Genomic DNA, 25,302 nt, shown 5'->3' on the forward strand with positions numbered 1-25,302 from the left:
GTTTTGGCTAGTCTGTCAGGTGACAACCCAAGTTCATGATCCCGGTTTCGCGCATCGCGTGCTCTCACGACGGTGCAACGTATTTGACGAGCGATTTCTATGAATCATCCGGTGGCTCGACCTGTTCGAACGCTGCTATTGAGCGACGTGCATCTCGGATCCAAGCACACCCAAACGGCCCAGTGCTTGGATTTCTTGAAATCCTATCAACCCGAACAAGTTTATCTTGTCGGTGATTTCATCGATGGATGGCGGACAGCTCACGGGTGGCATTGGACTCCTTTATGCGATGAAGTGATGGATTACTTCGAGGACCTGATGGCCAAGGGGACCAAGGTCTTTTACACGCCTGGAAACCATGACGCGTTCTTGCGAGACATCGATGGTCACAATTTGATCATGGAGAAGTTCGCCGGCAAGTTCGCGGATGTCGAGATTGCCGACCAATTCGTTTTCGAGACCGTCCGAGGTTGGCGACTGTTGGTCACCCACGGCGATTTGTTCGACGTCGTTGAAACGCAAGCCCAGTGGGTCTCTAAAATCACTTCGATCGCGTATGACGTGATCTTAAGTTGCAATCGATTGGTGAATCATTGCGTCGGTCGACGTCACCGAAATCCTTACGGTGCCTGCGCGTGGTTGAAGTCGCAAGTCAAACGTGCGATCCGATTCTGCAGCGGGTTCGAACCCAACTTGATGCAGCACGCAAGAGCGGAAGGTTGCGAAGGGGTCATCTGCGGCCATGTTCATACGCCCAACATGATTCACCGGCCTCACCTGCTTTATTGCAACACAGGTGATTGGGTCGAGAACTGTACAGGATTGGTCGAGCACCACGATGGCCGAATCAGTTTAGATTCGATCTACGGCAAGACACGGACACTCGAGCTACCGCAGCATCATCGCGCCGGTGACTTCGGCCATGGGCCCAATGATTGGTCGGCCGATTCGAGCGAGATTTCGGCCGGTCAGCTTGTCGGTTGAATGTCTGCTTACAGATAATCGAGCAAACTTAAACTCGCGGTTTGTCCGACGAACCGCATCGAGGCTTCTAAGGCAGCTTGTCGCGCCTGCAATTCGCTGATCACGGTCGCCAAGTCGGCATCCAACTCGTCACTGAGTTGGGATTGCATCAAGACCGATTCGTCTTGGACAGCCGATTTGAGATCTTGCAAGTTGGCGCTCCACACGCCGACGCGTCCACGGGTCCGGCTGCTCGTGTCGAGGTCCTTATCCAATTTGGCTTGCAAGCGTCCGATCTCGGAAATGTCGTTGGCACGGACGGCTTTTTCCAGACGCAGCAACGTATCGATCGCGCCCCCCGCATCCCGGGGGCGATAGTCAACGCCGGTCAAGATGGCCGAACCACCGACGACGGTGCTCGTCGATTCGGTTTCGCCGAGCGGGATGAGTCCGAGTTGCGTGCCAACGTCGCTGGCACCGGGCTGTGTCACGCGGATGGGGCTCAGTCCGACCGGAGATGTCAGTTCCAATCCATTTCCGACATCATTGAGGGTCAGACGCACGCGACGCGTATCCCGATTGAGCGGATGATTGGCCACCAAATCGATCACATCTTGGATCGTTTCGGCCCCGCTCAGTTCGAGATCCAACACGACCCCGTCGGGGCGAGTGATCACCAGGTCGGGGCCGCTCGAGTTCAAAAAGATGCCGCGATCACGGTTCAAGTCGTCGAGCAACGTGTTTTCATCTGCGGTCCGGATGCCTAGCTGTGCCGCTGCATCGCCACCGTTCTCGCCGACACTATAGTCCACCCCCGAAATCAAACCACGCAGTTTGATTCGGCCGGCGGCCTCATCTAATTCCGCCTTGACTCCCGCGCCGCTGCGGTTGATCGAAATCAACACGTCGCCGATCGTTTCGGCTTCGCTTAAGTCGATGGTGAATCGCTCGTCGCCCTGATCGATCACAATACCCGCGGAGAGGTCCAAGCCGTTGCCATCGTCCAGCTCGTCGAGTGGTGTGGCGAGCGTCACCCGCGGGGACAGCCGGTCGCCAATGATCGGCGGTGCACGAAACCCCTGCGGATTGGAAATGTTCAAATCCTTGGCCATCGAACTGCCTTGCAGGTCCGCGATCGCGAGCGTTCCCGGCAAAGTGTCGGCGTACTGAATCGTGATCGAATCGTTATCCAAACGGACGCCCAAGGCGCGGCCTCCGAGCGTCACACCTCGCAAAACATCCACGACGTCACCGATGCTCGCGGTGTTGCGAAGATCAAGCTCCACGCGTTCATCGCCGTCGGACAAACTGATCACGCCGCCTCGGACACCGGCGCCCTGTCGCAAATCGACCAATCGCGTGTCTTCGTTCAGTGCCGCCTTCAGCGAAGATCCTGTATGAAAGACCGACGCGACCCCGATGGCGTCCGCACCGGTCACGGTGAAGCGTGAGTTCGTGCCACTGCCGACCTTGGTTTGCCCGACCGCGTCGGTTCCGTCAAATCGAACGGTTCCGTCTGCATGGGTCAACGCTTCGCTTGGTTGCAGTACTCCGCCGAGCAATTGATGGTCGATGAACATCGAGTTTCCCGCGGCAACGATCGAATCCATGTTTTGGCGGATTGTGATCGCCAGAGCCTCCAGTTCATCTTCCGATAGAACGCTTTGGGCTGCCTCGACCGCCACACCTCGGGCCGTGATGAGCGCCGCGTCGACCCGGTTGAGGGCCACGTCGGTGGACTGATAAAAACCTGCGGTCAGATTCGCATTACGGACGAGTTGTTCGCTGTGAGCGATCCCGCGTTGCAATCCCAAGGCCCGGGCCGCCGCAGCCGGATCGTCGCTGAGCCGCAGTACCTTCCTGCCGGTACTGAGCTGATCGTACTGCCGCTGAATCGCCAGCTGGTCGTTGTTGAGCTGAAACAACAACCGCTGATTATTCAACGGCGCACTGGTGCGATTCGTGGAGATGGGAAGAAGCGGCATCGGCCTAGTTCGTCGAAACGTTGAACGCTGAAAGCACGCCTGGGTGGAGAAATGCTGGTTTCGAGCGTGGGATTGGCGGGAGCGGACCCTCTCAGGCTGTTCAACCGGAACCCCGCTTTCACTTCTTTCGGCACAATCGTCGTTTCAACTCAAGTCATTTCGTATCCGTACTGCCCAAGCCCGCTTTTCGATCACGAATCAATAGGCTCGTCAAGTCGCTACGACGCACCGTCGCGACCAGACGATGGGGTGCCTCGTCGGTAACCACCGGAACACAATCGTCACTCGTGCGGCGAAATAGCTGCACGGCATCGCGAACGGGTTGAGACGGATGCAGCAGGACTTCAGGAGGCGTGGCCAAATCGCCCGCACAAATCAACTGGTCCGAATGCGGGTCAAAGAACGCTTGATTGAGCAAATCGAACCGGATCAACCCCACGACGCAGCGATCGTCGTCGATGACAGGATAGGTATTGTCGTGAGAATGTTCGACAAAATGAACGACTTCGTTAAAGTCCGCACTCTCGGCGATTCCCTCAACGGTCCGCCGCATCACCTGCTCGACGCGCATCCGCTCGGATAACGCCACTTTCTTGTCGAGCAAACCGGCCGATCCGGCCAGACGCGTGAACACATTTTGCAGCGCGCTGAGCGGTGTACCGAAAGTATGGTGAATCGAGTTCGCGATCGGCATTTCGCCGCTGCGAAGAACGGCAGCGCGGGTCAACAATGGTCCCAAAATTTCAAACACCACGACGGTGCCCAAGATGATCGTCTGGACTTGGCCTACGATCTCAGCGTTGCGAGATGTTGCCGTGGCGCTGAGCGAAATCGCCACACCCGCTTGCGCCAACATTGCCGGCCCCAACCACGTGCGTATTTCCGGCGAAGCTTCTGTCCGCGACGCGACGACCCAAATGCCGAGCACTTTTCCTACGCTGCGCAAGACAACGTAGGCCGTTCCCACCAATCCCACATCCATCAGTAACGCGACATTCAGTTCCGATCCGTGAACGGAAAAGAACATCACCGTGAGCAATCCGCCGATCGAATCCAATTGTGCAGTAATCTTTTGAGTGCCGCTGGATGAGTTCACCACCACCACACCCACGACGAGGAACACCAACATGTAGGGCAATTGCCATTGCTCGCTGAGCCCTAGCAACAGCGCCGCCATCCCCACCAAAAGCACCAACCATCGACGCGTGTGCATGATCTCACACGCGTAGCTCATCACCAAACCACCGACCAATCCAAGGACAAACGCACCGCCGAGGGATTGGACCAAGCGAAACAGTGTCGCAGAAATCGACAGACTATCGCCGCCGGACCCACCCGTCGCTGTGGCCAATTCGATGCCCAACCAAACCAATTCAAATACGATCACCGCGACTAAATTATTGAGCGTCACCAACGTGCCCGTCAGGCTAGTGACGGGGCCCTCCGCGTTGGTTTCTCGCAAGACGAACATCGTCGTCGCTGGAGCCGTCGCCAAGGCCAGCGTTCCTAATAGGGCCGACTGCGCCAGAGTCATTCCACATAGATAAGTACCTACCGTGACGAGTGTGGCCGTGACGGTCAATTCGCCGATCGACAGCGGAATCGCCCGTCGTGCGATTCGGCGAATTTGATCAAACGGAAACAGCGTCCCCAAATAGAACAGCACCAACGCCATCGCGAGCTTGGTCAGCGGTTCGAGAAACCGATAGTGATCGTGTGGAATCACGTCGAACGCGCTCTGTCCGAGCAACATGCCCGCGATCAAATACGCCGTCACTTTGGGTAGCCGCAACATTTCGCTGGCCAGACCCGCAAAAAGACTCGCCGCCAACAACAAACCCACCGTCGTTGCGATGTGAATCGAATCGACCGGCACCAGGTGCCCAGAATTCGCGGAGATGGACTCAGACAGTGTTTCGAGTGTGCCCGAAGCGATCGCAACCGCTTCCTCAACCGAAGTTTCAGCGAACAGGTTCATGGGCGGCGGCAATGCAAACGGGAAGGTTAAACGAAAATCAATTTCCACCGCGAGCAAGACGGCACGTTAGTCTAACCGATCGCGACGTCCACCCCCAGATGAGTCAATATCAGTTATCCCTCGCTGACGGGCGTGTTGATTTAATCGTAACCCGAAGCGTGAGCGAGGGATTCATCGCCATAAAGTCCTTTGTATGTATCCCTCGCTCACGCTTCGGGTTTCGATGAGGACTAAATCAACAGCCCGTGACGCATCAGTTACGATTGAATCAACTGCCCGTTGGCAGGAGGCGCGGACTTCAAAAGTTGCCTGCATTGCCCTCATTCCCTACGATAGGGGGACTCTGCATCCTCGTTCGCAAATGGTAGGAGTTACCGATGTGTTGTTTTGCCGGCCCCGTGCGTTCGGTCGATTCGACTCGAATCTTTGCTCGCTTGACCGACCGTGGAACACAGTGGATCGCGTACCAGATGCGATACGACTCGGCCGAACCGAACGCGATGATCTTACCGCTGCCGGTTCGCATGTCGTCCCAAGTTCGTCAGAACGACCCCGAAAGTGCGATTCGATTTGTGGACCTTTCGGGGTACGAGGATCTCTTCGCCGACTTGGATCGAGGGTTTCCTCGGCTCGAATCACCAGCCGAGGATTCGTTATCGGTTGAATCCATACCCTTGCCGATGGCCAACATTGAGGTCCACTCTGTGGGAAGCTTTGACGCCTCTTTTGTCCCTTCGATCGACCAGTTCGAACGCCTCGATCCGCGGTTCGTGATCCCTGAGAAAACTTGGGCTGCGATCCCGGAGTACCAAGATTACAGCTTCGCAGTGTTTCAGCTAAAAGAACTCCGAGGAGAAGCCCATCCGATGGCGTTTGAGTTCCAGACCCGTCTGCCCGATACCTTATTTTTTCCGACCGTGCACATTCACGACGGGGAGGTTCACGAGGTAGAGGAGTTCGATCACTCGCTCTACGGTCAACACCCCAACCTCGACGCGGCGGCGGGCGACTACACTGATAAGACTGTTGAGGCGACGGGGATGGTTCGGTCCAACCGGCCCGCTGCGGCGTTTGTCGATGTCAAGAAAAGTCAAGCAATGGTCGATGGAAATCTTTTGGTCCATCGTCGCAAACTAGGCGGCCGCTTGCCCAATCAAGATACTTGGGTTTCCACTCAACCACCACAACGTCCGACCGTTGGTACGTTCGGTTGGACGTTTCGCGGTTCGGCGGCTCTCGCAGCAATGAGTGCGGCGACCACATGGATCGTTCGTCGACGCCAAACGATCAGCCAAAAAACGTGATTGCTTGTCTTGCCAAAGAGCAGCTCTCCCACAACGAAATCCATCATGGCGGACACGCCCGTGTCCGCCGAAGGTGCGTTGCCGTCGGAATTGAACCCGGTCACTTTGGGCCGGTACGAGCTTGTCGGTGAAATCGGTCGAGGCGGGTATGGGATCGTCTTTCGGGCCGTCGACACCGCATTGGGTCGAGAGGTCGCTCTTAAAATCGCTCGTCCCGAAGTGGTCAACGATGCGGCCGGATTAGAACGTTTCAAGAAGGAAGCTCGCGCCGCCGCGACCCTCAACCACCCGGGGATCGTGCCCGTCTTTGATTGTGGCGAGATCGACTCGTTTCACTTCTATGTCATGCCGCTAATCGACGGTGAGCATTTGGGACGCTGGTTTCAAAATCAAGCACTGCCGTTGTCCGAAGACTTGGTTGCCGAATTGATCCGCGACCTGGCCGTATCGCTGCATCACGGTCATGTCAACGGAGTGGTCCATCGCGACGTTAAGCCGCCAAACATTCTGATGACGCGTCAATCGGAGACGGATCGTTGGACTCCGTTGTTGTTGGACTTTGGTTTATGTGGTGACCTGGATCGTTCGATGTGTACAACCAGCTTTCTAGCCGGAACGCCGAAATACATGTCGCCAGAGCAGGCCAGATTCGGCAAGCGTCGCATCTCGGCGGCATCGGACATCTATTCCCTCGGCGTCGTGTTGTATGAGTTATTGACCGGAACGACACCACATCAGCCGACCTCGGTTCCTGACGCGGTCATGATGTTGCACACCCGCCGCGTCACGACACCCCGGGATTATCGATCCGATCTCAGCGAAGGACTCGAGACGATCTGCCTGAAATGTCTTCGCAAGGACCCCGATCGACGGTATGAATCCGCGAAACAGCTTGCCGACGATTTATCGGGCTTTCTAGAGAATCGCCCGATCAAGGCACGTCACGAAACTTGGTGGGAACGGCTCGATTTTGAGATTCGCTACGGCGATTGGGAACCAAGGCTGGGATGGGGAGTGATCGCCTTGAATGTCACCACGTTCGCGTGGGCGGCGATCGGAGCCGCCGCGATCGCTTGGCGGTTTCCCGATTCTCAGGGTGTGACTAACGGAATCCGAGAACTCGCGACATTCTTAACTGCCGTCGCATTGCCCCTGCATCTCGGTGGCATCTACTGCGGCACGCGGATGGTCCGTCGCGCAATCGGGTTTCGTCGCCTCGCGGGGTTCGCGGCACTATCGGCCGTTTGGGCGGCCATGCAATGGAGCCAATTTTTTAGTAACCAGTCGCCGCTACAAATCTATTCCGGACAGGCGTTCGCTCAAGTGATGGTGTTCTTGATGATTTCGTCCTCGTTTACCCTGCAAACAATGATGCTCGCTTTCGGAGCACGAGCGGCATGGTGCCGCGAACAAATCACCGAGGATCCTTGATGCGTTAATTTGCGGTGTTCAATTCACTGACAGCCGCCACACCGAGGAGATCGCCACGTTGCGAACAGAACTGTTCTAGTTGATTGGCAATCTCCACGTCACCGCCGGCGACGGCGCGGCGAGCCATCACCATCATCTCTGGCATCACGCGACCGACGGGAACATCGTCCGGAAATAGCTCCATCGCCGCTCGCAAGGCTTCCCCCGGACGACCGATGCGGTCGAGCAAGTCGATATACGTTTCGATCGCACCGCTGCCGGCAACGTTGACGTCGACGGTGCGGGCTCGTTGTTCGAATAACCGCAATGCGGACTCCACATTTTGTCCGGCCAAAGCCGCGAAGAACGCGGCATGGGCCGGATAGAAATCGACAAACGGCTCTTCGCCGGGGTACTGGAAATCCGCCGGTAATTTGCGACCGTATTGGCATAACTGGATCGCCTTGTCGATCGATTCGGCATCGTCGAGCACGGTCGCGAATCGCACCGTCGAGGCAAGATGAGTCGTGTCGAGATGGTAGCCGCCACCCCCAAGAATCCATTTGTATTTCGCAATCAGATCGCCCAGCGACAAATCTCTTTCATCACGAATGATGTCGTCAGCGCTCACGCCGTTGTCGTTGGCACGGCCGGCGAAATCATTTCGCACGAGCGATGTCAACTCTGCATAAAAATGATTCAACAACACGCGTGAGGCGATCTGTCGTTGCACTCGCGGACGTTGGGCGATGGCTTGATCGTATAGCGTGATCGAATTGCAAGTGCCTTGATGCTCGATGACGGCTTGGTAACCACGTCCCAAATCAATGCCTTCGTGCAAGAGCACGTGGACCATCTCGTCGTAGTTCTCGTCGGTGATCGGGACATCGGCGAGCAGGCGTCGGACGAGTTGATTGTCGCCGACGGGCCGCAAGTACATGTAGCCTTCGCCGACCTTGCCGTTCTCGATCAACATCGCGCCGGCTTGTCGACACGCATCGAGCAATCCTTCTTCGAGCGACCGCTGCAATTCCGGGTCACCACCGGTTTGCGAATCGAGGGACTCGTCGGGCAACGCCATCATGGGCAACCCGTGTGCGAGCCGACTTTTCATCTTCAAAGCCTCGAACAATTCGACGGGCCGTTTCTCGCGGCGGAAATAAGCGATGACCTCGTCAATCCGTTTGGCCGGATCGGTACTGAGTCGTTGCAGTAAATCAGGGTCGAGTGAAGCGGATTCCACAGGCATTTTCAAAGCGAGTCTTTCAAAGGAAGTGACAGTGCCCTTTCAACATACCCCAAAACCATCGCTTTCGTAGGTAGGTAGTAGGTAGGCTGGGTGGAGAAGGCTCGGCGACGAACACCCGGCAGTTGGCAGTTGGCAGTTGGCAGTTGGCTTTTGGCTTTTGGCTGAGATGTGCTTTTGCCGGGTCTCCGCTATCGCTTCGACTCAGCCTACTTTGGGTGCGTGGGTTGTTAGCTTCGCTGCGATTTTGATGGCGTGGATGCTGGCTTGTTCTCCCGTAGGCTGGGTGAAGGCGCTTCGCCGCACACCCGGCATGCTGTTTCAATCGTCGCGTTCACGTTGGAGCTGCCGGGTCTCCGCCGAAGCGGCTGCGACCCAGCCTACGTTTGCGGAAGATGGATTTGACGGATTTTTTCGACCTCTTTTGGTGTTAGCTTGCGAATGAGTCCTCGATCCATCATCCAATCGAATCGACCTTGGCTGAGCGCATCGTATCGCTTGAGGGCATTTTCTCTTCGCACGGTTTCGAGTTGGCGTCCTTCGAGTCGGTGCAAATGCTGCTTAACCACTCGCTTTACCGGGATCGAATCGGCCAGGAACGCGGCATCGACAAACTGAGGGGCAAAGATATCAGCCAACGGCAAGTTTTCGCGCGGCGTCACGGCAGTCATGACCTCAGTGAAATCTTGGTACGGGGAGACGTTGCCGGCACCGCACGAACCCGCAACACCCGACGGATCGGCGACGAGCGAGTTCAATTCCAACAAATTGCGTTCTTCGATGCCCGACGTTCCAGGCATCTGAAACCATTCCAACAGCGCGAACGTTGTCCCGTCACCATCGAACAGCAAAACCGATGCGGATTCTTTGGCACCGATGTGATCTCCGACGGAAAATCGCAGGGGAGTGAATCCGAGATCACTCAGGTCTTCCAAGCGCGCCGCCCACCGAGACATCGGTCGCGCCGGCATGTCGGCACGAGCCAAAACGGTACTACTGCCGACCGGGCCGAAACCGGAATTCGGCAAGATGCCGCCGCCGAAAAAGCTTTTGACCCGCCAACAGGCAACGAATGTCCAAGCGATCGGCCGCGGAAGTTGTTGCGACAGAAAATTCACCATCGAGCCGAACGGAACCGCATCGAGGCACTCGCCGTAATAGGTCGGTTGCGTCGGGCTGTCTTTCGCATCCATGGACTACATCAAACCGTCAAATGTATTATCGGGGTCGACATGGTTGGCGATGACCGCAAGCGGGGGCAAACCGGCGGCGGCCAGCAGTTGATCAAGCTTCTTCGAACGTTCGTTTTCATCGAGCGGCCCGGCGACCGTCGCGCGGCCCCCGCGTTGTTTGTCACGATCCGTCATTTCACCGATCGGGCCATCGGTGAACTTCTTTTTGAAACGACGCTCGATCACTTTGAATGCGATGGTTAAACCAACGCAGACGATCGCGATCGTGATCAACGCGGCTTTCAGTTGCCCCGCGATCAGTCCGAACAGGACAACCGGAGCGGATAACAACATCGCCAAGCAACCGGTGGCCTTGATCGCGGTTCTCTTGATCGAACTTCCGACGGCACCAAAGATCGTGCTGAGATCGAATCGCTTGGTCGACAAAATCTTAGGGGTCAAGCTGGCGAGAGCTTCGGCGTCGCTCATCGGGATCCCCGACGGACCGCTCGCGGCACACTGATCGGCGTAACCACCGGTGGCCCAAGCGACTTCCCATCCCTTCCAATTACGCTGCAGCATGGGCAACAACGTATGCAATTTGGGGCCGCCCCAAACACCGATCTTTCGCTTGCCGAAATCAAACCAGATGCCTTCCCGCACGACTTTCTCGGCGGGAACCTCGGCGGAGTCGAGCTTGAGCAATCCTTCAATGGATTGCTTGCCGCCGCCGAAAAGGTCTTGAGAAATCTCGCTGAGATGTCGATGACGCACCGCGCCCCTCTCGTTGATCAAGGTGATCCAAGCACGCAGTTCGTCATTTCCGAAAAAGGCAACGTCGTCGTCGTCCCCGTCGTCGTACTCTTCCTCTTCCTCGTCCTCGTCCCCATTTTCATCCTCTTCGTCATCGTCCTCGTATCGACCGGACGCGTGGAGCACTGTCTCGGGGCGGTCGTCGAGTAGGTCCGCTAGTAAGTCTGAATCCTCGACCGTCAATGCGTGAGCGAGTTTCGTTTCGCCGGCCGCAATCACGAGATCTTGGACGCCTCGGGCAGCGTAGCGGATCTCGTAACCAGGCCAACTCACCGCCATCAATTGACGAAGCACGTTGGCGACCCGGGGGACTTCCAATGATTGATCGTCGCCGTCCCAAACCAAACGGCGCTGATCAAAGTCGACGACGACCCCGCCGCAAACGTCGTCGCTCCAGTGCTCGTCTTCGGATTCTTGATCTGGCGATTCCTGTCGCAACCATCGGTCGAGTTCCTCCGGTCCCCAAACCAAGTTGCGGTACATGAACACGTGCGCCCATGAATCGAAATAGGTTCGTCGCTCACCGTCGCGAATGATAACGAAGGAAGCGGGTTCACTCATGATCGGTTTCCGGGTTTTGAGAAGTGGGTTGTTGTTTCAAGCGGGATCGCTCTCGTCGATATTCGGCGTGAGCTCGTTCATACTCGTGCGCTTTGTTCGCGGCGCTAATCGCGTTGTAGATTCCTCCCCCGACGAAGAGCAAACCGAACAGTGGAAACAAAAACGTGCCGGGAAAGGGACTCGACGCGGTTATCCCGAACGCCATCACCGTCCAGATCAATCCGAATGCGGCGACGATCACGCCACCAACCATCGCTCCCCCTTTGGTGGGCAGACTCTTGTGACCGTGCTGGCCGGTAACCATGAAGTCCTCCTTACGTTGTTCCCACTGACGATCCAGATCCGACATTTGTTGTTGAGCCGTCAGCCGGTCGACGTGCTGCTGGAGTGCTTTGGCGGTTTGATTGAGTTGTTCGATCGACTCGGTAAACGTGACACCTTCGTCACGACGAATGTGCAATTGCGTGTGACAGTGATTGCACTTGATGTAGTTGGCAGCTTGAGGCACTTTCAGCGGAGCACCGCATGAATTGCACAGCAAAGATTCCAATGACGTCATGATGGGAAACGGCCAGAAGAGAACAGAAGCGATTCGAAGAAGTCGGCGAGCATCCGAAGCCCGACGCGAATTCTAAACGATCCACCGGCATCTTGGGGAAGGGGACGGTCGTTCGGCATCTTGTTTGCTGATGCCAGGGTTTTAGTGCTTCGTCAACATCGAATTTTGCGGTAGCGAAACTCGGTAAGAGTTTCGGCTCAGACCACCAACCACCGAAAGTCTCGGCGACTCTCGCTACGTCCCACCGTCGCGTCCCGGTGTCCAATTTGGCTGACGCAAGCTTTTCGATAGAACCAACTTCTGACTCAGTGGACATATTCCGATGGACTTGCAAGTCACCGATCGCGTTGCCGTCATTACCGGAGCCTCCTCGGGTATCGGGTTGCATACCGCTAAACAACTTCAGTTCGAGGGCGTGAAACTGTTGCTGACGGACATGCCCGGCGTGAATTGGTCCGATGCGGAATCGGTGCTCGGCGATTTTGAACTAGTCGAAGCCGATCTGACCCAACAAGATGAATGTCAATCCGTCGTCGATCGCGCCATCCATCACTTCGGTGGCTGCCACATTCTCGTTCATAGTGCTGGCATCACCGGAGAAAAAGGGCATCCACTGGAAATGTCTGACGAAGCTTGGCGAGAGGCCTGGGACATTGACTTCCTTTCCGCCGTTCGCATTAGCCGGGCAGCCATCCCAGAAATGCGAAAGGCCCAGTGGGGACGTGCCGTTTTCATCACCAGTGAAAACGCGGTTCAGCCCTATGCGGACGAAGCGGTCTACAACACGGCCAAGGCTGCACTGGGGTGCTTCGTCAAGAATCTATCCAAAGTCGAAGGAAAACACGGGGTGCTCATCAACTCGGTCGCTCCCGCGTTCATCGAGACGCCGATGACCAATTCCATGATGGAACAGCGGGCCGAAGAAATGGGGATCGATGTTGAGGAAGCGGTCGCGTCGTTCTTGGATCAAGAACGACCTGGTATCACCGCGAAGCGACGCGGTAAACCAGAAGAGGTTGCCGCCATCATCACAATGCTGTGTTCCGAGCGAGCCAGTTTCGTCAATGGCAGCAACTATCGCGTTGATTGCGGCAGCGTGATGACTGCGGATTATTGACCACCGCTCAATCGAATCCGAACAATCGTCGAATCTTCGTTTCACGATTGAAATGCCGAGCGTCATCGGGGTCGCTAACGACCGGCAAACGAACCGGCTGGGGCAAATTGCCGCGACTGATATCGGCCTGGGGCGGGGGAGCCAACGAGGCTTCGACTTCACCGGGTTCGGCTCGGATCAATTCGGACGCCGATCCCATGCCCTCGACCGCAGGGGCCAACGCGGACGTTTCCTTAAGTAATTCATTCGAAAGCGAGGCATCGACGGTGCGTTCTTGGGTCGATAGGCGTGATATCCAATCGTTTAAAGTCGCGATTAATTGAGACTCGTATTGGGCGATCGGCGGCTTGTCGGTGTTGTCATCGTGAGCCGTCGTTGCCATCCGCAACAATTCGCTGCCATCGCCGTCGCCCGGCCGACAGTACCGCAGCGTGCTTTTCAAGTTTTCAACCGTTCCCGATTGTCCGACTCGTGATCCTGGGTGAGGCATCTTCAGTTGCCAAGATCTTGATGATTTTTCGTCGTGGCATTGTCCGCATCGTGAGATCAAGATCGGTTGAATGCGAGAGGTGAATGAATGCAACTCCTGGGGGGCCGTCGTTCCATTGAGATGGGCCAGGCCGAATTCGTCGGATCGACCGCTCTCTTGATCGGCTTGTCGATCGAAACTGGCTTTACGAACATGCGTGGTTGAATCCGTCGCCTCGTTCGTTTGGATCGTACGTCGAAGTCGAGATTCCAATTGCGCTGCGACGGGGTGGTCGGGGGCGAGCTGATAAATCTGCAGCAGTAGTTTGGTGGCCTGGTCAGGCATTTGTTGATCGACGCACCATCGGGCATCGTCCAATAACTCACTAACGCTCGATTGCCAACGGCGACGTTTCATGGATTGCCGAACGTCAAACAACGATTGCAAATCATCGCGAATCGCAAACACTTGGTCGTTTCGAAGGGTGAGTTCCGACCCCGACCCCCGGCGGATCACGACCGACGATCCATGAGTCGTTACCTCGCCTCGCAGAACATGGTCGTTTCGCAACAAAACGAAGCGAGTCGCCGATTCCGGCGTCCGGTCACCGGCGTCCACGCCGGTTGGATTCACCCAGCCGATTGAAGCGGACTGCCAAAGGGTAAACAGTGCGAACAAGAGACAACCACGCTTCAGTCGACCGACCGAAACGCAGCGAATTGGAGAACGAAGATAGTTGGTGGTTCCGCCCATGCTGCCGAGGGCTACCAAAACAGGCCCCCTTGAGTCAAGGAAGCTTTGAAAACCCCGGATTGCCCTTCCGATCTCGCCCCTCCATCGGACAGACTACCTTCCTCGCTCCCGCCAAGACGCGTCCAGACCGACGTCATGTCGTATGTCGGAAGGATCACGGCGTCGTCCTTTCTCGGGAGTCCAAGACCGTCTCGTCGAAGCCCACTGTTGTCTATGAATTTCCTTCGTTCACCTCGCCCATCTAGGATTTGGCTCGTATTGGCGTTGACGCTTGGCGGCGTTGGCCTTTGGTTGACTCCCCACGCGAACGCGCAGAACGGGACCGAACCCAACAAGTCCGTTGGAGACGAACAACCGGCCAGCGGCGCGGAAACCGAAACAACCCCGCCGTCGGTCATCCCGCTGACCAACGCCGAAGCGGTCGCGACCGAGATCAAACGCGTCACCGACGACGTCACGCTGGATGAGAACATGCGTGAACGGATGCTGTCGGCCCTGAAAGAAATCGACGCGATGCTGGCAAATCAACGCCAAGCCGCCAACGAATTGGCGGCCTACAAAAAGTCTTTATCGCGAATCGCAATCGACAAAGAAATCGCTTCACGTAATGCCAACCGCGAAATCAGCCAACCGCCGGAGATCAATGGCCGGGCGTTATCGATCGAAGAACTGAAGCAATACGAGATCAAAGCCGGAGCGAACTTGGCGGCAGCCCGGGAGGACTTGCAACAAGCGGATTTGGCGATCACCAATCGCAAGCGGCGTTTAGAAAAACTGCCGGGTGAAATCGCCGCCCGACGCCGTGAACTGGAAGTCTTGGAAGCGTCCTCCATCGGTGAACTCAGCGACGATCCCGGTGGGACGTTCCGTCGAGTCCGAGAGACACTGCGTGAGAGTCAAATCGCAAGCACCCGCCAAACTCTCGATGCCTTGCAAGCCGAACAGTTACTGCTCGAATCGCAGGTCGATTTGTTACCTCTTCGCAAAGCGGCCGAAGCCAAAAATGTGATCGAGGCCGAATTGGCTTACAACCAATGGTCAGCTTTCATCCAAAAGCTACGTCAAAACCAAGTTACGAAAGAACTAAAAGAGTACCAGTCTGAGATCGAAAAATCCGGAGGCGATGTTAACGCCTCCCAAGCGCTCAAACTGAAGGACGAGTGGGTCGAAATCATTGGCGAAACCGACCAAGCCGATCGGATGCTGGCCAAGGAAGAAGTCGAGACGAAAAAATGGGCGGAGAACCTCGCTAAAACCGAGCTAGATATCGCTGAAGCGAACATTTCCGGTGAACAGCTCTCAAGCGGTGTGGGGTTGCAGTTGCAACTGATGAAGAACCGATTGCCGTCCGTTCAAGCGATCAGCCGCCAAATTGCGACCATTGACGAAAACATCGAACAACGGCGGGAATTGCAACGACAGGTTGAACTGACATTGGAAGGCATCGACGATTCGATCGCCGGGGAACTTCCGATGGAAGTTTTTTCCGAACAGGTCATTATGGGCAACCATCGCAGTCGATCCGGCCTCCCCGAAAATGAGGTTCGATTGCTCTCTAAGTTCATCGCGGACCTCGAAACGCATCTTACGAAACTAGTCGAACGACGAAAAGAACTCGAGCGTCAGCTCAAGATCGTCAACAAATTGGGCTCGGAAATCGACTCGCATATCATCTGGATTCGCAATGACGCGGTCTTTCGTTTGCGAGACATTCCGTTGGCGTGGCGAGCTTTCCGATGGATCATTCATCCCCAGCATCTCGGTCTGCTGGCGATGCGTTTGGCGACGGGTTTCTGGCAACGCCCGGAGTTGATCCTGATCGCGGTGGCGGCTTTCGCGGTCATTTTGGTCGGTGGCGCGAGGTTGCGGCGAAGGATCGTCACGCTCGGTCAACGCGCATCGAGTCGGCAATACTCGTCGTTACGTCCGACTTTCGCGACGACCTTGTTGTCGTTTGCTTTGGTCTTACCATTGGCCTTGTTGTTGTGGATCGTCGGCGACGCGTTGATCGGTTCGCGAGGAGACGAGCCGCTCGTGCGGGCGGTCGCCAAGGCGTTTCATCTAGCCGCGATGGCTATCTTTCCGATCGAATTATTACGTCAATGGCTGCGTCCTTCTGGTTTGGCGGTCGCGCATTTGGGAACCGACGAAGATTCAATCCGCGGTCTGCGACGTTGGCTTCGCGTGCTAATCGACTTGGGAGTTCCGATCTTAATTGTTTACGCAACGTCGGTGAACTTGGGACGGTATCAATTGACTCTGGCACTCGGTCGTGTGCTGTTGATTGCGGGGATGATTTTGCTGAGCGTTGTGTTGTGGCGGACGCTCGAACCGAAACGCGGGATATTCTCGGTCGCCATCCGCGACAATCCCAACGGCTGGTTGGCTCGCCTGCAGCACGTTTGGTTCTTGCCGATCGTGTGGTTGCCGATCGTGTTCGCGGGAATCGCGGTGGCGGGATACGGGAGCGCGGCGGCGGTATTGATTCGACAATTCTATTTCACGTTTTGGTTGCTGCTCGCGGCGTACTTCGTTGATGGGGTCATGCGTCGATGGTTGTTGACCCAGCGACGCAGTTTGGCGTGGGCGGTCCATCGCGAGCGTCTGGAAGAGTCCGAACGAATCGGAGGTGTCGCCGGATTGGAAGGAGTCGAAGTCGAACCGACATTAGGTTTGGAGGCTGCGGAGATCAATGCCCAAACGAGCCGATTGATCAGCACGTTTCTCTTCATCGCACTCTTGTTCGGCATCGCTTACGTGTGGTCGCCCGTGTTGCCTGCGATCGGTTATCTCGAAGCGATCCGGATCTCCGAAATCGCCGACGAGAAAGGGGAAATAAGCTACGTCACCTTGGCAGACTTGTTGAAGGCGATCCCCGTGTTGGTGCTCACTTGGGCGTCGGTTCGCAACCTTCCCGGTTTGATCGAAGCGGTTTTGTTAGAAAGATTGCCGCTGGAAAAACCGGTTCGATACGCGATCACGACGTTGGGAACGTACGCGTTGCTCTTTGTCGGCTTGACCTTTAGCGCTCACACATTCGGACTGCGATGGGACAATATTCAGTGGCTCGTCGCCGCGCTCGGGGTTGGTTTGGGTTTCGGCTTGCAGGAGATCTTTGCGAATTTTGTCAGCGGTTTGATTCTGTTATTCGAACAACCCATTCGTGTAGGTGACATCGTGACCTTAGGTGATACCACCGGGGTCGTTGCCCGCATCCGGATGCGAGCGACGACGGTCACGAATTGGGACCGCCAAGAACTCATCATCCCGAACAAAGACTTGATCACCGGACGGCTAATTAATTGGACGCTTTCCGACACGACCAATCGGGTTGTCATCAATGTCGGCGTCGCTTACGGCAGTGACACCGACAAAGCTTGCGAATTGCTGCGAGAGATCTGCCAACAGCATCCCGCAGTCAAGAAAGATCCAGCGCCTCTGGTAACGTTTGAGGGGTTTGGTGATTCGACATTGAACTTGGTACTACGATGCTATTTGTCGGATCTCGATAACCGCCTCGCCACGATTCACGATTTGCATACCGAGATCAACAAGCAGTACTACCGCGCCGGCATCGAAATCGCATTCCCGCAGCGCGACTTACATCTACGATCGTTGCCGAAAGAGCTGATTGATTCGCTGGTCGCCGGCAAACCGAGTAGCTAACCGGTGCCGTGGATCCCGCATTCGTGGATTCACCTACACGACCGGCAGTTTCAAGAAAATCGGGAAAAGCGGCAAAGTCGATGAAGTATCCCGAGCTAATGTGCCGATCCAATGGCTCTAGGGCGGATTGATTCCATCACCATTCCAGCCAGACCCATCAAGTCGAAGCGTGAAACTGGATTTGAATCCATTCGCTTCGACCGGTCGATCGCACGGTCGGCCCAACTCGTTACAAGAAGAGCGAAAGATGAACGATTCACGTTCCTATCGAACCGAGTCCCAGGCCGAGCAGACCGCATCGACGCGTCGATCACGGCGCCGTCTTTTATTGACCGCGTTGGTCGGTGGAACCGTGAGCCTATCGTCGGTCGGCTGTGCTTCACGTTCGATGTCGCTGGCTTCGATCAACCCGTTCAAAGCCAAAACGGCCGAGGCGGTAACGGCCGTTGATGAAACGCCGGGTAAGCTCGCTTCGACGACCGGCAAAGTCGCTCAAGGAACGGTGACGGCGACGAAGAACGTTTTCCAGAAGGCGTCCAGTCGTGTAACCGGGTTGTTCGCCGGTAAAGACGAAACACCTGAACAAGATGATCCACTGGCGTTGGACAATTCACCGGAAAAACTTGAGCCAGATGTGTTCGTGGCTAATGGGCAACTTTGGGAATCGACCGGCAACCTCACCAAAGCGATGGAGAGTTACCAAAAGGCTCTTTCCGCTTCACCGAATCATGAGCCGGCCTTAACCAGCATTGCTCGATTGCACTTTCGTGAATCCAACTATCCACAAGCTGCCGAGTTCTTTCAAAAATCGATCGCACAAAAACCAGATGACGCAGCGTTGTTTAATGACTTGGGCTTGACCTTGAGCAAACTCGGACAGCATGACATGGCTGCCCAAACTTTGCAGCGTGCTCTACAAATCGCACCGGGCACATCTCGTTACGCGAACAATCTCGCCAGCGTGTACTTCGAATCCAATAAGGCTGACGAAGCACTCAAGGTGTTGCAAGCGAATAACAAGCCCGCCGTCGCCCACTTCAACATGGCCTTCTTGCACTACAAGAAAGGCCAAGTAGCACAGGCTCAAGCTCAATTGAATTTGTCGCTCGCACATGAGAAGGACTCGGCAAGCGATCCGGCAACGAAACGGGCGATCAGTCGCTCCCGTGAGATGTTGGCACAAATCAGCCCCGGGTCGGCGTTGCCGAACACAGGGTTGCCCGGTGTGACACCTGCGGTATCGCCGACCGGTCCGATTGGCCCGGCCGCCGGCCCGGCAGCGACGATCGCCGCCGCCCCAGCACACCGCGCCAACCAATCGCCTCAGGTGCTCGGTCAACAAGTCATCGGTTCGATGACTCCTCAACCGAAACAACCCGGCATGCAGCCGACCGTTCCAGGTAGTACCTCACCGGTAAGCTATCAAGATCCACGCAGTTACATGAACCCACAGGTTCCAGCTGGGGCCGCACCGCCGTCGATCAGTATCCCGTCGTTCGGTCAAAACCAAACGGCCGCACCCGCAGGCGTTTCCAATACAACGTCAAGTCCGAACACCAGTTCGTTCACGATGCCTCCGGCGACTCAACCCGCTGCCACGGCAACTGCACCAGCAGCGGCAACACCGCCGAGCACGTCAGGTTTTACTTTGCCCGGTGGCTTCCAACTGCCAGCGAGCCAGTAGTCAGCACACTCGTTCCCAGGCTCTCGCCTGGGAATGCACTGTCTCGGAGGCTCTGCCTCCCGATCCCTAGTGCTTCGTCAAAACTTAATTTTAGGGTGAGCCGAACGCGCTAGCGGGCTGTTGATTTAGTCCTCATTGAAACCCGAAGCGTGAGCGAGGGATACATACAAAGGACTTAATGGCGCTCAATCCCTCGCTCACGCTTCGGGTTACGATTAAATCAACACGCCGCTAGCGTCGGGCGTCGAGCAATGCCCGCAGCTAGCGCCGTCGGCTCACTTCACTAACCCTAATTTTATATTTCGACGCAGCACTAGGTTCGCAAGTGCGTACAAAACGACGACCCTAGACCAGACGTTCCCTATTGCAATGCAGTTGGTGAGTCGTCCTCAGGCGGAATGTTCACTCGCCTGCGTCCAAGATAATGGACATGTTCTCACGGATCATGGCCGTGGCGGGCTTTCCGTCAACGGTGTATTTCACGCTCAAGAATTTCGGGCGGCCGGGGGCGGGATCGCCTCCGAACGCATCGCTGAAGTTGGACTTGTCCAACACCACCATCGGCGAGTCCGAGGCGGCTTTCTGTAACGCTTCGGTGACATCGGTTTGTTGGTCGCCGGCACCATAGCTTGCCTCGAGAATTTTCAGGTCGACTTTCGGAATCCCGAGTTGATCGAGCAACTTGGCGACCTGCGGATTGCCCGGGATCTTGCGAGCGATCGAAAGCCCAACCGACTTGGCTCGATCAGCCAACGCGGGGTCTGAACTCAGGTCAACGACCGTTTTGAGCATGAACCCGCTCGGATAGCGGCCGGCCGCATCGAGCAACAATTCTTTTTCTTCGGTTCGGTCGACGAACTCCATCGCGGCTTGAACCATCTCGTGACGCTGCGGCGGTGCCATGACGAATTGACGAACCAAACGCAAGTATCCACGGGCCGCCCGGATTCGATAGGGGTTGGTCGGCTGCTTGGCAACGGCGGCAAGCGCCGTTCCCGCGTCAACGCTCATCCAATCACCGAGCAAGCGAGTCGCGGCGTCTTTCATCGCTGTGGAACCTTCCGTGGCGACTCGTCCCAATACCGCCAGCGCGTCCGGTCCACCCATCGCTGCGACGGTTTCGAGCAAACTCAATTGGGTTTGCGGAGTCGCGCCGGCCATCGCATCGGAAAGGATCTTGGCACATGCGGCCTGATCGGGCATTCGCACGCACGCGGCGCGAAGTGCCGTCATCGCCTCGGTCGTGTCCTGTTTGGAACTGGTCGATCGTTGAATCAAAATCGGAAGCTGTTCCAAGGTGGCGACCTGTCCGAGCGCCGCAAGCGCCGCCGAACGCACCGCTTTGTCCGAATCATCGGCGGCGGCGAGCAAATAGTCGACGGCATCGATTCGCCGTGCCCCGACCAGATTAATTAGCGTGACCTGCTGTTCTCCGGTCGCTTGGGCGAGTCGACTTTGTATCGCCGCATCGATCTCGGGATGATCCAATTGGGCAAGCGTTTCCTTGGCCGCTTCGGCCACGGGGGTCACATTGTCCGCCGCGGCCGAAAGCAACGTTTCGACACAGGTCGCATCCCCGATCGTCTGCAACATGCCGATAGCGGCCAAACGCACTTCGGTCTCATTCGACTTGATCGCCGCTAACATGGTTTCAATGAAGCTCGCATCGCCCCGGTCACCCAAGGCGATCAAGAACAACGGCTTCTGAGCGGCGGGCACATTTTCGACTGCCTTTTTGAGCGCGTCGACGATCCTGTCGCCTTGGATCTGACGTGCGGCCGAAAGGGCAACGAAACGGATCCGCTCGTTGTCACTGCCCAGCTTCTCGACCAACAAAGTCACCCCGTCGGTGCCGCGTGAAATGATCGCGCCCCGAGTGGCTTCGACCATGCGAGGTGGGGGAACGTCGGCCGCTAAAATGGAATCGTAAAGCTCGCTTGCTCGAACCGCGTCGCCTTCGGACAGGCTGTGTTCGGCTGCGAGCACAAGGCCTTCGGCCACCGCCGAACGAACCGCATCGCGAGGATCATTGAGATTCGCCAGCAACGTGGTCTCGACCGCATCACCGCCGACCTTGCCGAGCGAAACAGCGGCGGAAGCGGCGACCAATTCGTCCTCACTTTTGAGTTTTTCGGCGAGAGGTTCGACGCTGGCGGGCGCACGTAACACTCCGAGCGAATTGATGATACCGACTAGCGAAAGCCCTTCGGTTTGATCTATTGCGGCGATCAAAGCGGATTGAGCGTCCGGTGTCGCGATGGCTTCGAGTGTGATCCGCGCCCAAGAGGTCAACTCGGGATCGGTCAACAATTCAGCAACTGCGGGGACGCACTGGTCGTCACCGAAAACGGCCAATCGCTTGCAAGTAATGGCTTTGTCCGCTTTGGCGGTCTCGGCAGCGGTCAACGTCGCGATCAAATCAGATTGATCAAACTTTGGTGGGCTCGATTGGCAATAACCAACGCTTGCGCTAGAGAGTACCGCCAGTAGAACGAACGATCGGGCTGTGGGGAATGAAAAATTCATGGGTAAGTACAATTGTGAGTAAATGTCAAGAAGAAAGAAGCAATCAAGGTGAACGGGGTGACCACGCGATCAGACGCGACGGTCATGCGATACTAGATTCGGTACGGCTCACGCAGCGCTTCGCCGCGGAGTCGGTTGGCTTCATCGTCGTTGACGAACTCATAGGTGGTTGGGTCCAAGGTCACCTGACGGCCCAGATACAGAGCGACGTTGGCGGCGTGACAAGTGATGTGAGCGTAACAGGCAGCTTCGGCGCTGGCCCGCGGTTCACTTCGGGTACGACAGCAATCCAAGAAGTCTCGGACGTGGAACGTGGCCGGATAACCACCGATCTCTTCGATCTCGCGACCGGCCAACAATTCCGGCGAGCTGAGGATGAACTTTCCACTGTCGCCGGTTTCGATCCAACCTTCGTCACCTTCGAATCGCACCGGGCACGATCCCAGCGGCAACCATCCGTCGTCGCGAATGACGAGCTTCACGCCGGAGGGATACTCCGCCGTCAATCTTGCGTTCTCAGGTGGACTGTAGGTGATCGCTGCCGTCGAATCGGCGCGGGCGGCCCATTGGCAAAGATCGACACAGTGCGATCCCCATTCGAGCACGCCGCCGCCGACCAAACCGCCGCCCTTTTCGAAATTGAATCCGTCCAAGAACTTCTCGTTGTAAGGGCGGTAGGCGGCCGGGCCGAGGTACGTGTTCCAATCGATCACGTCGACCGGTGGTTGTTCTTGCGGAGGCAACCAACCGCTCATCTCCGCCTTCATTCCACGCGGCTGAGCGTGAACGGTGTGCAATTTACCCAGTCGACCGGTACGGGCGAGCATGCAAGCGAACTCGAAGTGAGGCAGATTCCGACGCTGCGTGCCGGCTTGGAAGACCACTCCGGTGCGCCGCATGGTTTCAGCCAATTGCAAACTTTGGGCGATGTTCTTCGTGCACGGCTTTTCACAATAGATATCTTTACCCGCGCGGGCGGCGGCGCACGCCGCAGTGGCGTGCCAGTTCGGGCCGGTCGCGATCAACACGGCGTCGATGTCTTCGCGGCTGAGCACTTCACGGTAGTCGCGATAAGTGTCGCAGTCGGTGTTGTTGTGATGCGCATCTACTCGCGCCTTGATGGCTTCCCGTTGTGATTGTTTGACGTCGGCGACGGCGACAAACTGCACGTCGTCTTGTTCAAGAAAACAGCCCAGGTCATAGGTGCCGCGACGACCAATGCCGATCCCGCCGACAACGATCCGGTCCGAAGGGGCAACCGCTCCGGCGAGCCCGAGTGTGGATGCGGACACAAAATGGGGAATCGCCAATGAACTGGCGGCGGCAACCGTTGATGACTGCAGAAACTGGCGTCGTGAACGTGTTTTGATCGATCGGGACATGAGGCGGGATTCCGTCTGGGGGAATATTTCGAGTGGAACAAGGCGAGCTAGGCAGCCTGTATCGCCATTTTATTCGATTTTCCCACCCTTCGCGACATGCCAACGATTCCAGCCCTGTCGATTGAGTCGATCACCCCGTCAGCGCCGATTTCACCGGTCGCGACCGCCACCGTGGATTTGGCAATCAAGCCTTCAAGTACTCGCCGATATGAGAAATCGTGGGTTTGATCCAAAGCGGGAGTAAGGAACGATGTGGCGAAGTCTATTCATGGCGTTGGGAATCATGGCGATCATCATCGGCGTGGAAACGTTGCTGATCGATTCGGCGAGCATGTACGCCGCTGCGGAATCCACAGCGGCCGATTTCATCGATCCCGGTGCGACCCCAGCGCTGCGAACGGAAGTTTGGGAACCGGGCGAAAAATTCCCCTGGGCGATGCTCGCCATCGGCACCGTCATCGTGCTCTACGCGATCACGCTACCGAAACGCTGGCACAGCCACGGTGCCGGTTAGAGTTTGCCGAACACGACGCAAATCGGTGTCGGGACCGTTTGGGTTTCGCGGATGAAGGTCAGCTCGCCGGACTCCGGTTCGATTTTGAAAACGGTCGCCGTGTTGCTATCACGCCCCGCCGCGATCAACCATTGGCCGGTCGGATCGATGTTGAAGTTTCGCGGCCATCCGCCACGAATCGGTTCAACTTCGATTCGTGTTAATATCCCATCGTCTCCAACGGCAAACACACTGATGCTGTCGTGACCCCGGTTTGCGGAGTACACGTACTTGCCGCTGGGATGAACGCGAATTTCAGACGCGCTGTTGAAGGTTTCCTTCGCTTTGGTTTTGTCCGACAACGTTGCAATGGTTTGCCCCGCAGTCATGGTCCCCGATTCCGAATCGTAATCAAAAACCGTGATCGACAAGGCGAGTTCGTTGAGCACATAGATTCGCGAACCGTCTGGGCTGAACTTCATGTGTCGAGGGCCGCCACCGGGTGGGCATTGGCCGAAACCATGATGCGTGATGGCGGGCGTCGATTGATCTAGTTTCCAAATAACCACCTTGTCCATGCCGAGGTCGGGCACAAACGCAAATCGATCGTCCGGAGAAGTTCCGGTCCAGTGCGCGTGCGGTTGGTCTTGTCGGTTGCCGACAACGCCCGACCCGGCCTGAGGCAGTAGTTCGGCGTGGGATCTCACCTCGACCCGCCGTGCAATTGCTCCGTCTTCGGCAAGCTCATAAAGGGTCGTCGAGCCACCACCGTACTGTGCCGACAACAAGACCTTGCCTGCATGATCGGTTGACAAATGAGCCGCGCCACCGTCACCAGTGTCGACAGAGTTGATCAATCGCAAAGTGGCTTTGCCGGCGGTGCCTTCGACTCGATAAGCGGAAACCTCGTTACCACCACTAGCGCTACCGGTCACGTAGAGCGTCTTACCGTCCGGATGCAGCGCGAGAAAACCGGGCGAATTGACTTCGGCGGCCAATGTAGGCTTGGTGAGCTTGCCGTTCTGGGTATTCAGCGCCGCGTGATAGATCCCGCGACTATCGCCACCGCGTGGGGTCGTAGTGCCAAACCAAACGTCCACGGTTTCCGCGAAGACGGTCGATGCCATCGTGGCCGACAGAAACGACATCAAGAATACAGATCGGGCAAAGAAAATCGGTGGCATGGTGATTTCGCGAGGGTTCGAAGTGGGGAACAACCAA

At 56.6% G+C, this 25,302-nt stretch carries 17 protein-coding genes; 7 read left to right on the plus strand and 10 right to left on the minus strand.

Features of this window, described 5'->3' with window-relative positions:
* Positions 1 to 111: 111 nt before the first annotated feature.
* On the plus strand, positions 112 to 984 hold the full coding sequence (locus Pla100_RS04635) for a UDP-2,3-diacylglucosamine diphosphatase (RefSeq protein WP_231602702.1): 873 nt from the start codon (positions 112 to 114) through the stop codon (positions 982 to 984).
* Between the two features lie 8 nt (positions 985 to 992).
* Here the strand turns inward: Pla100_RS04635 and Pla100_RS04640 are convergent, their stop codons facing one another.
* Together Pla100_RS04640 and Pla100_RS04645 are read right to left on the minus strand one after the other, a co-directional pair.
* Positions 993 to 2,948, minus strand: a complete 1,956-nt coding sequence (locus Pla100_RS04640; protein ID WP_146576411.1) for a flagellin N-terminal helical domain-containing protein — start codon at positions 2,946 to 2,948, stop codon at positions 993 to 995.
* Positions 2,949 to 3,102: 154 nt separating this feature from the next.
* Positions 3,103 to 4,926, minus strand: coding sequence for a cation:proton antiporter domain-containing protein (locus Pla100_RS04645; protein WP_146576412.1), 1,824 nt, complete (start codon positions 4,924 to 4,926; stop codon positions 3,103 to 3,105).
* A gap of 377 nt (positions 4,927 to 5,303) precedes the next feature.
* Between Pla100_RS04645 and Pla100_RS04650 the strand changes: the two genes are divergently transcribed.
* Positions 5,304 to 6,230: a hypothetical protein gene (locus Pla100_RS04650; RefSeq protein ID WP_146576413.1), complete on the plus strand. Its 927-nt coding sequence runs from the start codon at positions 5,304 to 5,306 to the stop codon at positions 6,228 to 6,230.
* A gap of 45 nt (positions 6,231 to 6,275) precedes the next feature.
* The gene (locus Pla100_RS04655) at positions 6,276 to 7,661 is read left to right on the plus strand and encodes a serine/threonine protein kinase (protein ID WP_146576414.1); all 1,386 of its coding nucleotides are present in this window, start codon (positions 6,276 to 6,278) and stop codon (positions 7,659 to 7,661) included.
* Positions 7,662 to 7,665: 4 nt separating this feature from the next.
* On the opposite strand, the gene Pla100_RS04660 is transcribed toward Pla100_RS04655, so the two are convergent.
* The 4 genes from Pla100_RS04660 to Pla100_RS04675 all read right to left on the minus strand — a co-directional run bounded on the left by Pla100_RS04660 (position 7,666) and on the right by Pla100_RS04675 (position 11,991).
* The gene (locus Pla100_RS04660; protein WP_231602703.1) at positions 7,666 to 8,883 is read right to left on the minus strand and encodes a hypothetical protein; all 1,218 of its coding nucleotides are present in this window, start codon (positions 8,881 to 8,883) and stop codon (positions 7,666 to 7,668) included.
* A gap of 383 nt (positions 8,884 to 9,266) precedes the next feature.
* Positions 9,267 to 10,079, minus strand: a complete 813-nt coding sequence (locus tag Pla100_RS04665; protein WP_146576415.1) for a hypothetical protein — start codon at positions 10,077 to 10,079, stop codon at positions 9,267 to 9,269.
* Between the two features lie 3 nt (positions 10,080 to 10,082).
* Positions 10,083 to 11,432 carry a hypothetical protein gene (locus Pla100_RS04670; RefSeq protein ID WP_146576416.1) on the minus strand — a complete coding sequence of 450 codons (1,350 nt, stop codon included), beginning with the start codon at positions 11,430 to 11,432 and terminating at the stop codon, positions 10,083 to 10,085.
* A complete protein-coding gene (locus tag Pla100_RS04675; RefSeq protein ID WP_146576417.1) occupies positions 11,425 to 11,991 on the minus strand; it encodes a zinc finger domain-containing protein in 567 nt (188 codons plus the stop codon). The genes Pla100_RS04670 and Pla100_RS04675 overlap by 8 nt, the downstream gene beginning before the upstream one ends.
* A gap of 322 nt (positions 11,992 to 12,313) precedes the next feature.
* On the opposite strand from Pla100_RS04675, the gene Pla100_RS04680 reads away from it, so the two are divergent.
* Complete coding sequence (locus Pla100_RS04680; RefSeq protein WP_146576418.1) at positions 12,314 to 13,108, plus strand: SDR family NAD(P)-dependent oxidoreductase; 795 nt, start codon at positions 12,314 to 12,316, stop codon at positions 13,106 to 13,108.
* A gap of 7 nt (positions 13,109 to 13,115) precedes the next feature.
* Here the strand turns inward: Pla100_RS04680 and Pla100_RS04685 are convergent, their stop codons facing one another.
* A complete protein-coding gene (locus Pla100_RS04685) occupies positions 13,116 to 14,210 on the minus strand; it encodes a hypothetical protein (RefSeq protein ID WP_146576419.1) in 1,095 nt (364 codons plus the stop codon).
* A 378-nt stretch (positions 14,211 to 14,588) separates the two neighbouring features.
* On the opposite strand from Pla100_RS04685, the gene Pla100_RS04690 reads away from it, so the two are divergent.
* Entirely contained in the window at positions 14,589 to 17,996 is a 3,408-nt protein-coding gene (locus tag Pla100_RS04690; RefSeq protein ID WP_231602704.1) for a mechanosensitive ion channel domain-containing protein, read from the plus strand.
* Positions 17,997 to 18,243: 247 nt separating this feature from the next.
* Positions 18,244 to 19,680, plus strand: a complete 1,437-nt coding sequence (locus Pla100_RS04695) for a tetratricopeptide repeat protein (RefSeq protein WP_231602705.1) — start codon at positions 18,244 to 18,246, stop codon at positions 19,678 to 19,680.
* Between the two features lie 402 nt (positions 19,681 to 20,082).
* On the opposite strand, the gene Pla100_RS04700 is transcribed toward Pla100_RS04695, so the two are convergent.
* Both Pla100_RS04700 and Pla100_RS04705 read right to left on the minus strand, forming a co-directional pair.
* Positions 20,083 to 22,206 carry a HEAT repeat domain-containing protein gene (locus Pla100_RS04700; RefSeq protein ID WP_146576421.1) on the minus strand — a complete coding sequence of 708 codons (2,124 nt, stop codon included), beginning with the start codon at positions 22,204 to 22,206 and terminating at the stop codon, positions 20,083 to 20,085.
* 92 nt (positions 22,207 to 22,298) lie between these two features.
* Positions 22,299 to 23,588 carry a Gfo/Idh/MocA family protein gene (locus Pla100_RS04705; protein ID WP_146576422.1) on the minus strand — a complete coding sequence of 430 codons (1,290 nt, stop codon included), beginning with the start codon at positions 23,586 to 23,588 and terminating at the stop codon, positions 22,299 to 22,301.
* A gap of 250 nt (positions 23,589 to 23,838) precedes the next feature.
* Between Pla100_RS04705 and Pla100_RS04710 the strand changes: the two genes are divergently transcribed.
* Positions 23,839 to 24,102 (plus strand): hypothetical protein, encoded by a 264-nt coding sequence (locus tag Pla100_RS04710; RefSeq protein ID WP_146576423.1) that lies wholly within the window; start codon positions 23,839 to 23,841, stop codon positions 24,100 to 24,102.
* On the opposite strand, the gene Pla100_RS04715 is transcribed toward Pla100_RS04710, so the two are convergent.
* On the minus strand, positions 24,099 to 25,265 hold the full coding sequence (locus Pla100_RS04715) for a lactonase family protein (RefSeq protein WP_231602706.1): 1,167 nt from the start codon (positions 25,263 to 25,265) through the stop codon (positions 24,099 to 24,101). The two genes, Pla100_RS04710 and Pla100_RS04715, sit on opposite strands and share 4 nt — an antisense overlap.
* Positions 25,266 to 25,302 lie beyond the last annotated feature (37 nt).

The organism is Neorhodopirellula pilleata (assembly GCF_007859915.1).
In the GTDB taxonomy this organism is placed as follows: Bacteria; Planctomycetota; Planctomycetia; order Pirellulales; family Pirellulaceae; genus Rhodopirellula; species Rhodopirellula pilleata.